The sequence below is a fragment of the Aneurinibacillus sp. Ricciae_BoGa-3 genome, assembly GCF_028421645.1.
GTDB lineage: Bacteria > Bacillota > Bacilli > Aneurinibacillales > Aneurinibacillaceae > Aneurinibacillus_B.
This window is the reverse complement of the sequence record NZ_CP116888.1, coordinates 647200-660438: the sequence shown is the minus strand read 5'-3', so window position 1 is coordinate 660438 and position 13239 is coordinate 647200. Positions and strand designations below refer to the sequence as shown.

At 36.1% G+C, this 13239-nt stretch carries 19 protein-coding genes; 8 read left to right on the top strand and 11 right to left on the bottom strand.

Annotation, left to right across the window (positions count from 1 at the left end; genetic code table 11):
- Positions 1-9: 9 nt before the first annotated feature.
- Positions 10-255 carry a hypothetical protein gene (locus PP175_RS29350; RefSeq protein ID WP_272443792.1) on the top strand — a complete coding sequence of 82 codons (246 nt, stop codon included), beginning with the start codon at positions 10-12 and terminating at the stop codon, positions 253-255.
- 109 nt (positions 256-364) lie between these two features.
- Here the strand turns inward: PP175_RS29350 and PP175_RS29345 are convergent, their stop codons facing one another.
- Complete coding sequence (locus tag PP175_RS29345; RefSeq protein ID WP_272443791.1) at positions 365-622, bottom strand: hypothetical protein; 258 nt, start codon at positions 620-622, stop codon at positions 365-367.
- Positions 623-643: 21 nt separating this feature from the next.
- Positions 644-844: a hypothetical protein gene (locus tag PP175_RS29340; RefSeq protein ID WP_272443790.1), complete on the bottom strand. Its 201-nt coding sequence runs from the start codon at positions 842-844 to the stop codon at positions 644-646.
- Positions 845-1026: 182 nt separating this feature from the next.
- Between PP175_RS29340 and PP175_RS29335 the strand changes: the two genes are divergently transcribed.
- Complete coding sequence (locus PP175_RS29335; RefSeq protein ID WP_272443789.1) at positions 1027-1194, top strand: transposase; 168 nt, start codon at positions 1027-1029, stop codon at positions 1192-1194.
- Here the strand turns inward: PP175_RS29335 and PP175_RS29330 are convergent.
- From PP175_RS29330 to PP175_RS29310, 5 genes are all read right to left on the bottom strand, one after another.
- Positions 1191-1820, bottom strand: a complete 630-nt coding sequence (locus tag PP175_RS29330) for a deoxynucleoside kinase (RefSeq protein WP_272443788.1) — start codon at positions 1818-1820, stop codon at positions 1191-1193. The genes PP175_RS29335 and PP175_RS29330 overlap by 4 nt on opposite strands.
- A gap of 74 nt (positions 1821-1894) precedes the next feature.
- Complete coding sequence (locus PP175_RS29325) at positions 1895-2305, bottom strand: hypothetical protein (RefSeq protein ID WP_272443787.1); 411 nt, start codon at positions 2303-2305, stop codon at positions 1895-1897.
- Between the two features lie 5 nt (positions 2306-2310).
- Positions 2311-2913, bottom strand: coding sequence for a hypothetical protein (locus PP175_RS29320; RefSeq protein ID WP_272443786.1), 603 nt, complete (start codon positions 2911-2913; stop codon positions 2311-2313).
- Between the two features lie 60 nt (positions 2914-2973).
- The gene (locus PP175_RS29315) at positions 2974-3294 is read right to left on the bottom strand and encodes a DNA-directed RNA polymerase subunit alpha C-terminal domain-containing protein (RefSeq protein ID WP_272443785.1); all 321 of its coding nucleotides are present in this window, start codon (positions 3292-3294) and stop codon (positions 2974-2976) included.
- A 179-nt stretch (positions 3295-3473) separates the two neighbouring features.
- On the bottom strand, positions 3474-4013 hold the full coding sequence (locus tag PP175_RS29310; RefSeq protein WP_272443784.1) for a hypothetical protein: 540 nt from the start codon (positions 4011-4013) through the stop codon (positions 3474-3476).
- Between the two features lie 222 nt (positions 4014-4235).
- Here PP175_RS29310 and PP175_RS29305 point away from each other — a divergent pair, with 222 nt between their 5' ends.
- Both PP175_RS29305 and PP175_RS29300 read left to right on the top strand, forming a co-directional pair.
- A complete protein-coding gene (locus tag PP175_RS29305) occupies positions 4236-4880 on the top strand; it encodes a hypothetical protein (protein WP_272443783.1) in 645 nt (214 codons plus the stop codon).
- A 144-nt stretch (positions 4881-5024) separates the two neighbouring features.
- Positions 5025-5276 carry a hypothetical protein gene (locus PP175_RS29300; RefSeq protein WP_272443782.1) on the top strand — a complete coding sequence of 84 codons (252 nt, stop codon included), beginning with the start codon at positions 5025-5027 and terminating at the stop codon, positions 5274-5276.
- 217 nt (positions 5277-5493) lie between these two features.
- On the opposite strand, the gene PP175_RS29295 is transcribed toward PP175_RS29300, so the two are convergent.
- Positions 5494-6480, bottom strand: coding sequence for a C40 family peptidase (locus PP175_RS29295; protein ID WP_272443781.1), 987 nt, complete (start codon positions 6478-6480; stop codon positions 5494-5496).
- A 342-nt stretch (positions 6481-6822) separates the two neighbouring features.
- Between PP175_RS29295 and PP175_RS29290 the strand changes: the two genes are divergently transcribed.
- A complete protein-coding gene (locus PP175_RS29290; protein WP_272443780.1) occupies positions 6823-7356 on the top strand; it encodes an RNA polymerase sigma factor in 534 nt (177 codons plus the stop codon).
- 130 nt (positions 7357-7486) lie between these two features.
- Here the strand turns inward: PP175_RS29290 and PP175_RS29285 are convergent, their stop codons facing one another.
- From PP175_RS29285 to PP175_RS29275, 3 genes are all read right to left on the bottom strand, one after another.
- Complete coding sequence (locus PP175_RS29285) at positions 7487-8230, bottom strand: hypothetical protein (protein WP_272443779.1); 744 nt, start codon at positions 8228-8230, stop codon at positions 7487-7489.
- Between the two features lie 138 nt (positions 8231-8368).
- Positions 8369-8644, bottom strand: a complete 276-nt coding sequence (locus tag PP175_RS29280; protein ID WP_272443778.1) for a hypothetical protein — start codon at positions 8642-8644, stop codon at positions 8369-8371.
- Between the two features lie 240 nt (positions 8645-8884).
- Positions 8885-10939 (bottom strand): hypothetical protein, encoded by a 2055-nt coding sequence (locus tag PP175_RS29275; RefSeq protein ID WP_272443777.1) that lies wholly within the window; start codon positions 10937-10939, stop codon positions 8885-8887.
- A 241-nt stretch (positions 10940-11180) separates the two neighbouring features.
- On the opposite strand from PP175_RS29275, the gene PP175_RS29270 reads away from it, so the two are divergent.
- From PP175_RS29270 to PP175_RS29260, 3 genes are all read left to right on the top strand, one after another.
- Positions 11181-11345 (top strand): hypothetical protein, encoded by a 165-nt coding sequence (locus tag PP175_RS29270; protein ID WP_272443776.1) that lies wholly within the window; start codon positions 11181-11183, stop codon positions 11343-11345.
- Between the two features lie 22 nt (positions 11346-11367).
- Positions 11368-12543: an HNH endonuclease gene (locus tag PP175_RS29265; protein WP_272443775.1), complete on the top strand. Its 1176-nt coding sequence runs from the start codon at positions 11368-11370 to the stop codon at positions 12541-12543.
- Positions 12544-12959: 416 nt separating this feature from the next.
- Positions 12960-13199: a hypothetical protein gene (locus PP175_RS29260; RefSeq protein ID WP_272443774.1), complete on the top strand. Its 240-nt coding sequence runs from the start codon at positions 12960-12962 to the stop codon at positions 13197-13199.
- Positions 13200-13239 lie beyond the last annotated feature (40 nt).

The window sequence follows — 13239 nt, the reverse complement described above, 5'->3', positions numbered from 1 at the left end:
GTAAATAAAATGTCTATCATTTTAACGCCAGTTGCATTACAAAGAGTAAAAAGCGAATTGGCTCATATTGAAAGGATTGACCTTCCCCATGCAAAAGAAAATCTTAAACGACTTCGAAAATTTTATGGAGAAGGAAGTTTGGAGCCTGAATACATAGAGGCTTTGAGAACTACAAAACTTTTTCATAAAAGGATAAACGAGTTAAAGGATATCATTAAAACAGCAAGGATTTTGTTTACTACTTGTTTAAACTGAACATACAAAAAACAGAAAGACGGTAATCTCTTTATTGAGAAACCGTCTTCTTTCATTGGTAAAACGCCTACATTAACGTATTCACCTCAATCTTCTTTCTTCCCATTCACTATTCATGCGTTTTTCCAAGACTTATTGGTTTCGACATAACCGTATGCATCTCCAAACCGTATTTGTTTAGTAGACTTTCCAAACTATTTCGGTCTTCTTTGGAAATATTGTATATTCTCCTATACGGTTTAATATCCACGATTTCATTTCCTTCATCAAGTTCAGCTTTCATTTTCTTATAATTTCTCACCGTCATCCAAATAGGTACTACGAAAATAAAAAAGAGAATCCCAAAAAATATTATAAATTTCAACATTTGAATAACTCCCTTCCTTGGTTATTTAGAAATTGTGTACTTCCCTACAATTTGAGCCACTTCTTGCATCATCTGTACCGCTTGTGTCAGAGGCATATCGATTTCACCATTCTCGATATAATCGAATACATGCAATTCTTCCAACCGTTTTTTATCCGCCTCATTTAACTGTTCGTTATTTTGTTTCAACCATTCAAATTCGACAATTTTCATTACGTTCACCTCACAGATTGATTCCCCTTATAAGTGGGTAAGAATAGAAGATATTACCACTGTAAATTCCTTTATTTATCATGTATTATTTGGTTTCAAAGAACGTGTTTTTGGGTAGGGTTAAATACAGATGACTTCCAAAACCACACAAAAGAGGAAGATAATTCTCGAAAAAAGGAGGCGGTTATCAATTGAAACATCATTATCCACCAGAATTAAAAGAAAAGGTGGTAAAGGAAGCCCTACAAAAAAATGTTAGCCATACGCAGATTGCGAGAAAGTATCATTTAAGCGCGATTGTTCTCTCTTCATGGATAAGACAGTTTAGGAATCAACAAAAACCGAACAATGGATTTTAAGATTTGTGAAATTCTTTTTGTGTCCTAATTTGTCTTAACTTTTCATCTATTCTCGTAAGTACATATTTTCTATCTTCGTTTTTGTTTTCAAAATCCAGGCTATCTACATTTATCGTAAGAACAGGCGAAAAAGAGTATTGAGCAAAGTATTGTCGATAGTTTTCGTTTAACTTTATCCAATATTCTTTTTCTACCACTTGTTCGAAGTCTCTGCCCCGTTTTACGATACGCTTCATGGCTTCCTCTGGAGAAATCTCCAAATAAACCATGAGTTTGGGAACTTTGCAGTGTTCAATCATGTTATGGAATAAATCGAGGTAGATATTAAATTCCTCAACAGACATTTCACCGTTGTCTTTTAGCATTTTGGCAAAAATAAGGTCGCCATAAATACTACGGTCTAGCACAGCATTTGGCTGTAAAGATGCCTGTTTAATGTGACGGAACCGCTCATTGAGGAAAAAGATTTGAAGAGGAAACGAATAACGTTCCCGATTGTAATAAAACTTATCTAAGATGGGATTATTGACAACAGGTTCTTCGTAAGCCAAAAGCCCCTTCTCTTTTGCCAAAATCTCCATTAAAGTAGATTTACCTACCCCTACCACCCCATCAATCACTAACATGTTCCACACATCTCCTTTATGATTCGTTAATCCTTTTAAATGCTCTGCATAAAACACAACGACACCTTCTTTTCTTAAACTCGCCCATTGTCTCCGTTTTCCTTTGTTCTCAAACGCTCTACTTCTTCAAGCAACGCTTGTATATCTTGTTTTGCATGAGCGATAAACGTCGCATTATCGATGGTTAATCCTGATTGTTCGCTTGTGATTATTTCGAGTGCGGATGGACTTACGATGCTGGATTCATCCGCTATATTTCCATGAACATGTTCCGTGACACCGTTTCTCGTTCTTGTACCGATTAACTTATAAGCCTTACACCATACACATTCGCCTGCGGGAATATTTTGTGGTATCCAAAATGGATTAGAACCATCATTTACTGCGGCTACGAGATAGGTTAATCCTGACACCCAATCTCCTTCCGTGGCGTTCGTTAACCGTTCACGTATGGATTCTATCTGTTCATCTGTCATCGTGTTCATCCCTGTCACTCTTTTAGTTCTTGCTCCTGTAAGCTCTTATACATAAAGGCAAAGCAATCATATAGGGTATTGCCAAAATAATCAGGGATACCCGCCGTATATGAGTTCATATAAATGACTTGGTTGTCCTTACCTTCCTGCAAGGGATTTGGCTTCGATAACTTCCGAATGTCATCTAAGATAGCCACACTGCAGATATATCGTTGGGGGAATTGGCTTCGCATATAGCCAAAGCGTCCACATTCTGCACTTAACCCGCTGTCTTCTGGAATCGTAAAGTGGCTAAACAGCATGTTACAGGATTCAACTTCCTTGTTATCGTCATCCACAATCATTTCATTGGTTATTAGAAAATCTGCATCTTTTTTGTTGATGCCCGTATTGTGTTGCGGAAGATAATAATCAAGGTTAATCGCTTCACAAATGTCTGCTATCATTTCAAGCCCTAATCGTCCAAACTCATTGAACATTTGACCGCTCCCGATGTAGACTTTGCATTGATGGTTAAAGTCAAAATCAGTGACAATTTTTTCTATCTGATGTTGCTTATAGAAATGTTGAAGTGCTTGTTCAAAATAAATGCCTTGTGGTTTGTTTCCTAAATTCATCTGTTTCTCCCTTCACAGTTTCAAATTAAATGATTGCATTCTCTTATGACTTATTAGTTTTCATACATCCCTTAATGGTTTCTTTTCAAATTTGATTCCAAGTGTGTCTTCAATTTCTTCCAATACTTTTATGTGCATGCCATAGATGTTTGTTATTTCTTCATAAGACATTCCCTTTAATTCATCTACAAAGTTCACTCCAGCCCTTTTGAGAACGTTATATCCTCGAACTGACAATTTCAAATCTTCTATCGTCATTTTTTGGTTAAGTTCATTCATTAACTCAAGTGCTTTCAAAGCATGCTTAGATGCCCAAGAATCAGATTTCGTTGCTATCGCTTTAAGGTGATGAATCGCAATTTTTAATTTATCGCTTTCCACGTTTATAAACTCCTATAAGATTGAATAATCTATCCATGCCTATACATACAACGTCTTATTGAAACATAGAGCACCTGTATTCCCTGAAATTCCTTGTTTAGAATCCTTTTAGGAACCAATTAGAGGCTTCTCTACCTACTACGTATCTTTATCTCATGAAAGCCTTTGTTTGGTTTCCATTAAGCACTATTTTTAAAAATGCAAACGCCTTTTTTGAAAACACGAACACCCTCAACCATTTCGTTCATCATCTTCTTCGGAACCAATTTACCTTTGCTTTCGTAAAGCACATTATCCCAACCTGTGGTAGACAATGTAATTTCCTTAAATTTGTGCTGATTTTTTAAAAACCATTCCCTAGCTTCAGCCATAGGCAAAACATTGAGTTCTTTGCTTCCTGGAAAATAGTAAAAGAGTACATCTGCTTCGGTATAGAGGAAACAGCCTGGTGTATTCTTTGTACAATTGGATACCGTTTCGATAAAGTAATTTCCTGTTTTATCATACCTATCAACTTTTACTTCCACTCGCTTCATCAATTCTGCGCCTTTATGTTTGTATATCCATAAGAGGTCAATGTCTTTCTTTTGAAAGTCTTTATCTTCCTCTACATCAATAACCCTAAGGGTGTAGGGTTTTTTCATTAAAAAAGGATGGATATCTGACCTCGTATATTTTTTTGAATAGGCAGATGTCTCCTCCATCGTGTACGTTCTCATTAAACTCCTCCATATGATTTAGTCAATGTTTATTTTTTATTGCTTATAGTCAAAATAAAAAAGGGTATATAAAAAGAACGTTCTTAATGAACATCCATGTTTTTAGTATAGCATCGCAAAGAAAATAAATCTATAGATTTAAGGCTATTTTATTAAAATTATTGACCATAGTCAAAAATAATCCTATACTCGATGTATGAAACCAGATAGGAGTTGACTTTTATGTGTACGAAACGAGAAAAACTGTTGGGGTTATTAACCGAACTGCAAGAGTTAGCAGAAAAGGAAAAGAACATTGAACAAATACAAGAAGCCATTCATGCCAAGCGTGGTCTTTCTCTTGATGCCACGCTTCATATTGAAAACAAGGCATACTCCCTAACAAATTTATTAGGCGGGACATCTGCAGATTTATTTCAAAACTTCGAAGGTGACATAAGCATCTTTATGGAGTTTCTATTAAGGAAAAATCGTCTGGAGCAAGAAGAACTGTTGAATAGAATTGAGCTAAAAGAGGACGAAGATATCCATCAGGAAAATAACTCCACTCCATCATCGGATACACGTTTAGAAAAGACAGTGCTGTCACTGGTTGAAAATTATGAGAAAGGAGACTCCATTAACCCAGAAGACATTTATGAAAAATTAGACACCACAATACAACAAGCCTTTTCTCTGTCCGATATTCATGAATTTTTACGTCATTTAGCGAATAAAGGCGAGATGAAATTGGTTTATTATGCGCATTGTCATCGATGCGAGAGCTATCCTGGTAAATACTATGAAAAAATACCACATGCCCTTTCATGTTATAACTGCGGAAATGAGATTGTGGATATCCAAATGCACTATCAAAAGCTGGTCTAATGGAACGAACTGGCAAGGAGCGATTGAACGGTAATAACCCTGTCCTCTTATATGTTTCGGGAAACCGCATAACATAAAGTAATTCAAGAAAACAAGGAGTCTCTTAGATACTTAATGATTGAGACATAACGGAGGATGATAATCATGATTACCATTACAAATGGCGTGTTAGATGTCGAAAGTGCGAAGAAAGTGTTTGCGGAGAAACCTCACTATTTTCAAACCTACCAGATGCAAAAGGACGGTTCCTTGTATCCTGTAGACCATGAGGATGTTGCAGGACAGAGGATAGATTTTTTGTGGATGGTGTCATTCATTGCTGTGAGTATGACTCCATTATTATTTGTGAGGATAAGAACATTCATTGCTTTCAAAATGATACCGTTGAAATATTGATTCATGACGGTGTTAAAGAAGCCCATTCAGAAATTCGTTCTATTAAGGATTCCATCTATCATACTATTTGATAAGCCCCCTTTCTCTATAGAAAAACCTACTCGCTGTTTGGGTAGGTTTTCTTCTTTTATTCCTAAGATGATTTTGGATAAGAAAAACTGCCATCCAAAAAAGAAAAAAGAGACCCTGATAATCAGAATCCCTTTTATACAATATCTTAATTTAATATTCTTGAAGCAGAAGAAAATATGGATGGATTGTAATCCGCAATTTTTACCACATCTCCTGTTTGGGGTGCTTCAATCCATTTGCCTCCCCCAATATACATGCCGACATGGAATGCAGGGACACCCATAAATACTAAATCACCAGGTTGTACTTGGGTGGGAGAAATCATGGTTCCTACATTTTGTTGGTCTTGTGAAACCCTTGGGAGATTTACGCCTATCGAATGAAAAACATACTGCATTAAACCAGAACAATCAAATCCACTTGGTGTTGTTCCACCCCAAACGTATGGAACGCCCAAATATTTTTCAGCAGTCGTAATGACTGTTTTCGCTTTATCAGAAGAATACGTTAGCATAGCGGTATCAGCATAGGGCAATTGAGCTTGTTGAAGTTTTAATTTTGCTTGCTCTTGTTGCTGTTGTAATAACTGCCGTTGCTGTTGTTGCAACGTATTTTTTGAATCGGCTAATTGCTTTAGAACTTTTTGCTTATCGGCTTCAATTTGCTTTTGTTGCAATACCAATTCTTCTTGCTTACTCTTTAAAACAGTTAATTCATTGTCCAATTGTTTCTGTGCATCTAGTAATGTTTGCTGTTTCTCTTTTAACCCATTTATTACGTCAGAATCACTTTGAAGAATTGTCGAAATAGCATCTGTACGATTTAAAAACTCAGTTAGGCTTTGAGAAGACATCAAAAGTTCTGCATAGGTAATAATAAGTGGTTGTGATTGTTCATCAATATTTCTTAGTCTTGCATAAAAAATCTGTTTTTGTGCCTCAAGGTCTTGTTTAGCTTTTTCTATTTCGGTTTTCGTTTCTTGGATTTTTTCTTGTTGTGCTTTTATATCATCATTTAGTTTTTGAGTTTTATCCATTGCCATGATGATTTTGTTATCTAATTGTTGTATTTCTGTTCCCAGGTTATTAATTTTGATTTTGGTGGTATTGATTTGTCCCTGTGTGACTGGCACATTGGCAGGGCTTGCAAATGCAGGGGGTTGTTTGTATCATTGTAGCTAATATAGCAATCGATAGCGAACATTTTAAAGTTTTACTTTTCATACATTGTCTCCTCTTTACTTGTGTACCATTTTTTAGTTTAAAACTATTGTTGACTAAAAACAACTAAAATTTAAAATTTGTAACAATTTGGTAACAATACTTATGATAGATAATTCCGACAATAATCACTTTCAAGCTTTATTTTTTAAAATGTCGTTTTATGTCGATTATTTTATGTGGTTTTATTGACTATAGACACTTAAAACGTTTATAATGACTATACAATATGTACATAGGAGTCATACAACAAAATGAATAGCACATTAGATGAAATTAACGCAGGAAACGAAGAAGCCCTTTCTACTCTTTTGAAAGAAGCAGAAATTCAGATATATAAAATTGCTTTATTTAAAGCAAGAAATGAACAAGATGCAAAAGACATTACCCAAGAAGTTTTAATCCGTGTGTATCAAAATCTCCATAAATTCAAAGGTCAGTCCAAAATAACCACATGGATAAACCGTATTACAAACAATTACTGCATTGATTATTACAGGATGAAGCGGATTGATGTTATTCAAGAAAAGGATGTTTTACAAATCGCTTCCAGGGATACCGTGGAAAAGACCTACATAAACGAAGAGTTTTCACAGCTTTTCCAACATGCCTTTCAAACGCTTCCGCAACATTATAAAAACGTGTTTATTCTTCGATACTTTGAAGATAAATCGCTTAATGAAGTGGCTGAAACCTTACAATTACCACTCAATACCGTTAAATCACATGTTAATCGGGCAAAACACGCTTTACAAAATCTACTCAAAGAGTATCATATGGCAGGATAACAGGCGTATGGATTCATATGCTTGTTTTATGCAAAAAAAAATCCAGTCTAGGACTGGATTCGTTTGCTTAAACTATTAATATTACTTCCATACTAGATTCCCCTTCCTATATGAAAATAAAGGATAATCCTTAAGAAGCAAAACGCATTTCTAACGACTTCTGAATCTTACCATCAAAAACACTCTGACACTCCAAGATGTCTGTTACGTCTGAATGGGTATACATCGAAAGTTTACATGATGCCAATGGAAAGGTTAAGGACGTTGCTTCTTTTGAAATGTCTTCAAATATATCTTCTTGAAGATAATGAGAAAGTCCACAACCAAAGCTGTATTCTGCCATCCCCTTTTTGTAATCGTAAGGAATCTTCATGGCATACTCGCCTGTTGCACGTATTCTCTCTGCCTTTTGATTATATTGCTCAATCGTTTCACACAACTCTAACGTTACATCCCGAACTTCTTTCGTTTTAGAATCAATATAAAAGAATCGTGTCTTGATACGTCCAGAACGGGTTATGTCTTCAATACAACCGATTAAATGCTTCATATCCGTTTGGTCTTTAGGGATTTCAGGAAGTCCATCCTTCACAAATTCACCTGCTAAAAAGATAAACTGATTCGTATACAAGTGTTTTTGCAACAACTCCTGATTCATCACTACCAAATTACGGATGAGATTTTCGGGTTGACATGGACAATCTGCATTATGGCAGTGACGAATATTCATAAGAATTCGAGATAACGCCATATTGATTTCGCTAAGTACCCGTTGTATCTCTTCTTTTTCTTTGCCTGGATGCAAGCCCCGACTTACCTCGTCATATACATCCATTAATTCCGCTAACATTTTCTTTCCTAGTGTTTCATTCATGTGTTTACACGCTCCCTTTTTATGTATGTAGATACATGCCTTCTTTTTCGTTATCTCTTATTATACTGTCTTTGTTTCCATCTATAACTCCCAAAGAAAAAGCACCCTCAACGATAACCTGAGAGTGCTTAAATGCTATTAGCCTTTTAATTCTTTAATCAGTTTTGCTTCTTGTTCTTGCACGGAACGCAATTCAGCAATCTTATCTAAGAAAGCGATGAAGCCTGGTTCATCCAGTGTTTTTTCCGTATCCAGAACATTGACTTTAATATCCGCTTCTTCTGGTGTAATGACAACCTTACTCTTGTTTCCTTGGGTGATTAAACCAAAAGCCATTGACAGACCATTCGGCTCTTGTACTACTTTGTACTTCATACTCTTTTCGTTTAATTGATTAATGACGTTAGCTATCATTTTTTCTTCCTCCTCTGTGGTTTCTTCTTGATTTAATTATATAACATTAATAGAATACGGTCAACTATTTTTTACATATTCTATTATTTACTATATGTCTTAGTTGTGAGTTAAATAAATAACTTGTGTTTAACTACGTTTGGTTTACATAAATGATTATTATGTAAAGTTTAAAAGAAGCACCCCTCCCTGTTTAAGGGAAGCATGCTTTCTGTTTACTACTTAGGCATTGACAACCTCTTACAATGCGGCTTCATCAACAACCGAAGCCCGTTTGCTTCTTGTCTTTGGTTTCGGAACAATTTCAGTTTCCTTTCCATTTTTAATGAAAGAGAGCTTTTTGCCTTTTACCACCATTGTTTCAATGGTTTGAGAAGCCTTTTCCTCATACGAGGTAATGGATTCACCGTTATCCACGAATACGGGATAATCCAATGAAGACAATTGGCTAATCATATGCGAGATTTCAAGTCCTGCTTTAATATTTTCGGAGGTCGAACACACTTTTAGTTCTTTTCCTTCATAGAGAATATCAAAGCATTCTTTCACCTCACCTGTCGATTGAATACTTTTTTCTAATTTCAAGCTAATCGAAGTCAGGTATTTGGAAAGCGCACTGTTCACAATAGCTGTTTTTTGAGCATTGAAGATTTTCATGTGAGAAATCTGTGCATTGATATGCGCTTCTTGTTTCTCAAAACCCTCTAACTCAACTTTTTTCATGTCCAGTTCCTTTTTGTTATCCTCTACTCGTTTTAGTAAAGAAGTTCGACGAGCCTCAATCTTAATGGCGGTTTCCTTCTCTTTACGAAGTTCGGAAAGTGACTGTTGCAAAGAAGCTTTTAACTTACCCACTTGTTCATCGAAGCTCTTTTGGATTTGAGCATTTTCTTTTTCCAATTTATCAATTTGAAGGGCATCAACCTGTGCCATTACTTGTTTTAGTTTTGCTTGTTTTTCGTTCGCAAACTTTTCTTCCAGTGTGGCAAGGTTGGTTAACTTGGTCACGACTTCTTTTAAAGCTTCTTGAATAGAAGTCACTTCCTTCGCTTTCGCTTCTTCAAACGCTTTTCGATTACGCTCGTCTTCCTCTTTTGCTTTGGTGATTTCTTCGGCTAAAGCCTTTCCTTCCTCTGCTAGTTCCGCTAATGTCTTTTGGCGACCCGCTTGTTTGGCAAGCATAACCGTTTTTTCTTCTTTTACCTGTTTTTGAAGTTCGCCATTGAGTACAGAAACCGTTTGGGCGGTAATGATTTGCTTACAGGAAGGGCATTGGTCTCCTTCGTGGAAGTGAATCTGTTTGGAATCTAAAGCGTGAATTTGTTGTTCCAACTCTTTTTGCTGACCAAATACACTTTTGTAATCATTTCGAAGAACCGCTAGTTTGGTATCCAGTTTAGCTGTATCGGCAGGCTTGTATTCTTTTGCCTGAACAACCGCTAACTTCTGTTCAAGAACCGCTTTTTCCTTTTGAAGTTCAAGTTTTATCTTCTCACTTTCAAAGCGTTCTCCCCTGATTTCGGCTATCTTTTTATCAAATTCACTTTTTTTGAGTAGCAAATCCGATAAATTTTTGAGAACTGGCTTTCTGCTATTCACTTCTTCCAGTTGTTTTTCTAACTCGATGATTTTATTATCATCAAATTTGAGTTCATCTGGAATGACAATTTGCTCCTGCAGTTTCGCCATATACCCGTTTAAATATTTCTTCTTGTCTTCGATGTCCGTAAGTTCTTTTCGACGGTTTTTCAGATACTCATTGGTAGTCTGAATATCAAACGTTTCTTTTTCCAAAAACGCCCGCTCTGCGGCATCCAGTTGCTTTAATACCTCTTCCTTTTTCACCCCTGGAAGTAGTGAATAGATGGTTTTTCTGGAGTTTTCAGCATCCATCGATAAGAAGTAAAACGGACTGAAAATAAGTAAAAACATTTCCATTGGTATTTGCTCTTCTAATTGTTTTTGAGATATTCTTTTGCCATCGAATTTTATGGTGGTTGTCCCATTCATCTTACGCTCAATTTCATGAGATTCCCCATTTTCATCCGCAAAGCTTAGTGTACCAATGGCAGTGTCCGAATCTTTGTTGATGATATTCAAGTCTTTTTGTTTCCCTTGAATATTTTTACCCGTAATAATCCAGACAATTAAATCACCGATACTACTTTTTCCCTTACCATTGTCACCAATGAACGTATTTTTACCTGCGTCAAATATAAGTTCCGTTCGTTCTTTAAATCCTTTAAAACCTTCTGCTACCAATTTGCTGATTTGAATTTTTTTAATACCTTCCATTGTAAAATCTCTCCTTTTTAAATAAATGATTTTTTCCTGTTAAAAAGTTTTAAGTAAAACCCTGTTTTATACTTCTCCTATATTCTAGTTATACAGATAGCAAATATTCGCTTCTATTAGCCACAAAGCAACCATGTGCTCAACCCCTTCTTATTAAAAGCGTTACGGTTGCATAACATGATATCATCATAAAAAAATGCAGGTGTTTGAAATCAAACGACATAAAAAGGAGAAGGCATTCATGATTTATGAAGCAACCACTTATGTATCAAAATCAGAAGCAAAGACCGTGCAAGAGATATTAGAGAATGAAGAAGGTTTTGCTGAAGATTATAGCCGTGATGAGGTGATTGCCGCCTATACCGCTACTTTCTCAAATGGATTGGACTTATCATCACACGTATAGCGGAACTCCACAGGGAGGCGTTATGAGTCCTATCCTATCAAACATCTACCTCCATGAACTGGATAAGTACATGGATAAATATAAGAAAATGTTTGACAAAGGAAAAGCCAAAAAGGAAAATCAATCTTATAAAAATGCGAAGCAAAAAGCTTTGTATCATAAGAACAAAATGGCAAAAATATGGGACACCTTAACACCAGAACAAAAGGTTGAAGCAAATAAGAACTATAAGAAACTTAGGAAACTTCAACTACAAGAATCCTATGCAAACCCTATGGATGAATCCTATCGTAGAATACAATACGTCAGGTATGCAGATGACTTCCTTGTAGGCGTAATTGGAAGCAAAGAAAATGCTGAAAAAGTTAAAGCTGACCTCACTACATTCCTTAATGAACAACTAAACTTAGAGTTGTCACAAGAAAAGACGCTAATAACAAACAGCCGTGACAAGGCTAAATTCTTAGGATTTGAAGTGAATGTCTGTAGAGACCAGGCGTTGCGACCTCGAAAAGATGGAGTTACATTAAGGTCTAATAATCTGGTTGTTGGGTTAACCATTCCTACCGATACATGGGTAAATAAACTCAAAGAATTGAAAGCCCTTCGTATTGATAAGCATGGCAATTGGAGAGCCTCTGCTCGCCCCTACCTCAAGAACCATGATGAACTTGAAATCATCAGCATCTATAATGCGGAAATACGTGGACTACACAACTACTATAAGTTGGCAAGCAATATCAATACGCTATCCAAGTTCCGTAGTTTTATGAAGTACAGTTTCCTAATGACACTTGCGTCAAAGAACAAATCGTCTGTAGGTAAAGAGGCTGATAGTCATCGAATTGATGGCAAATTGGGAGTAAAATATGAAACTGCAAAAGGCAGTAAAGTACGATACTTTCATGATGATAGTTTTGAAGTAGAACGTCTTGGACGAGATGACGGATACGGTGTTGACATCGAACCTAATACTCTCAAATACAATGGAAGAAATAGCCTTATTACAAGGTTATTAGCAAACCACGGTGAGTGGTGTGGAAGAGATAACGTAGCCCTTGAGATTCATCATGTGAAGAAGCTAAAAAACCTAAAAGGTAAAAAGGCTTGGGAAAAATTCATGATTTCAAGAAACAGGAAAACTATGGCTATGTGCTTCGATTGTCACCACGACCTACACAATGGAAAGTTAGATTGATAAGTGGAGAGCCGTATACACGGAGACGTGTCTGTACGGTTCGGGAGAGAGTGCTTGAAAACCTACTACTGAAAAGTAGAAAGGCGTTGGGTGCTTATCTCATGGCGATACGCCTTACATTGACCCTGTCCTGTTGACCAAAATGGATGTGAAATCGCAGTAAATGATGTAGAAGAAACGCTTCTTGGTGATTATGAGTTTGAGTACGAAGGAGACACCTATATTGCTCATATAGTTGAAGAACCTTTCAACGGCTCGAACGCAAACGTACAAATTGCATAGGAAGGAAAGAGACCATTTAAATCCAATGGTCTCTTTTTTGTATGGTTAAGCACATGAACCTCCTGTTATAATGGGGATAACCAACTTGCAACTGCATTTCCATTATCATCAAACTACGAGAAGGAGCAGTTTGAATGAATATAAGTGAAATAGTTGAAAATGAAAAAAGGAATACAATTAAGACTTTATTCAAAACACCTGAGATACTTAACAGATGGTTGATATATAAAAACGTAAATAAGAACGTAAAAGAGAACATTATCTTAGATGGTAAACAACGCATGATTATGTCAATGGATAGTAGCAATGATGTGAAATTAGGTTTACTCTCACAACAGCAAGCGCAAGAATTATTGGAACAAATATGGATATAACAAGAAAATGATGAATAAAGATAGCATTCTCGTTATGAGA